A 1,671-nucleotide genomic window follows, 5' to 3' on the forward strand; every position below is an offset into this window, starting at 1 on the left:
AGTACCCCACAGATTTCGTTTGAAGGTAAAGAAGTCCTAAAACAAAACTTAAAAATAATGTATATATAAAAAATAAAATAAAAGGAAATCCTTGATGACTTTCTCCAACTATAAACCATAAAGGCAGATGCCAAATTCCCCAGATTGAACCGACAATCAAATTAGATTGCCAATAAGTATATTTTTTATCAAGTAATGGTTGTAATATTCCTCTCCATCCTAATTCTTCCTGTCCACCACCAAAAAAAATTAGTTGTATAAAGAATAATGGCATCAGATAAATTGATACTCCGTTTAATTCTAAGGAAGATACAGAAAATAGTATCAAAATTGCTAACAAATGAATAATGAAATAAATACTACTATTTTCTTTCTTACTAAATAGAAAATGTTGAAATTTTATATTATTCCTTTTCAAATAAAAGCCACTTGCAATAGCTGGACCAAGTGCACCTACTATATGTAATGTTCTTCCTATAATTGTTTCTAATCCCAAAATATGAGATTGAGTAAATACGGCAAGAAGGCCCCAAGCTATATAAGTAATTCCAAATGTAAAACAAAGATAATTTTTTAAATTCCTTTTATCAATTTCTGTCATTTTTTCTTCCTAATCTTGATTATTCTACGTATAATATTTTTTTACTTCTTCTTAGTTGCTCTCGATTATAACTACCTATATTCTATCACAAAAACACAAAAAAAGCCTTACAATCAAGGCTTTTCATTATTGATTCATACCAAGCTTTCTAGGCTTTTACGGCAAAGCTACACACTCGACGTGTCGTGATAGCAAACTTCTATATTATAGAACGAAAGTGACTGAGTTGTTGTTTAAAATTATACTATAGAATGAAAATATTTTATAGTTACCATTTTCTCAACTTTATAGTTAATATCTATCATTTAATAAATTTACTTGCCAACTTGTAAACTTGTTTTATCTCTTTACTATTAATATCCCAACAATCAAGTTCTTCATTAATTAACTCTGGAAATTTTTTGCTAATATCCCTCAAAGAATTACCAACTGATTTTCTAACATATTCACTGGAATCATCTTTTAATGCTGCAATTCGTCTTTTAAATAACCCTCTGGAATTTCCACTCCAGAGGTATTTATCTGATACATATCCCACAAGATGAGGCTAGTTCAAATGGTTAATCACCGTCAATACGCTATAATTCGCATATTTATCAAGATTTTCAAGAAAGTGGTTGAGTTGATCGTTGGTTTCAAAGCGGGCTTCCATAAGGTAACAAGAAATGCCTGATGTCCGATAGTGATTAAGGATATGTCTCTTATGTCGAAGCACGTCATGCTAGCAACGATGAAATGCTGGCGATCTCTGGTCATGCCTGTGGAGTGATTTTCGAGCACAAAGATGAGCCTACTACTTACCTCTTAGGTGATACTGTATGGTATGAGAATGTGGAAAATACACTCAAAAAATACCAACCTCAAGTCGCTATCATCAGCGCAGGAAACAACCAATTTAAAGAAAGTGGTCCACTTATCATGGGTGCTGAAGGTGTTCATGAAGTACATAAGACCCTTCCATCTGTTAAACTTTTTGCCACACACATGGAAGCTGTCAACCACGCCTTCTTGACCCGTCAAGAATTGGCTGACTATGCTGAAAAACATGGTTTCAGTCATCAGTTGATTAT

Annotated in this window: 3 pseudogenes; 1 reads left to right on the forward strand and 2 read right to left on the reverse strand. The window is 32.7% G+C overall.

Annotated features, from left to right (window positions below):
- Nucleotides 1-24 precede the first annotated feature (24 nt).
- Nucleotides 25-601, reverse strand: a pseudogene (locus SINDD18_RS03570) (lysostaphin resistance A-like protein); the annotation flags it as partial.
- A 301-nt stretch (nt 602-902) separates the two neighbouring features.
- Nucleotides 903-1,082, reverse strand: a pseudogene (locus tag SINDD18_RS03575) (phosphomethylpyrimidine kinase); the annotation flags it as partial.
- Nucleotides 1,083-1,336: 254 nt separating this feature from the next.
- On the opposite strand from SINDD18_RS03575, the pseudogene SINDD18_RS03580 reads away from it, so the two are divergent.
- Nucleotides 1,337-1,671 (forward strand): annotated as a pseudogene (locus SINDD18_RS03580) (MBL fold metallo-hydrolase); the annotation flags it as partial.

It is taken from the genome of Streptococcus infantis (genome assembly GCF_001579645.1).
GTDB lineage: Bacteria > Bacillota > Bacilli > Lactobacillales > Streptococcaceae > Streptococcus > Streptococcus infantis_E.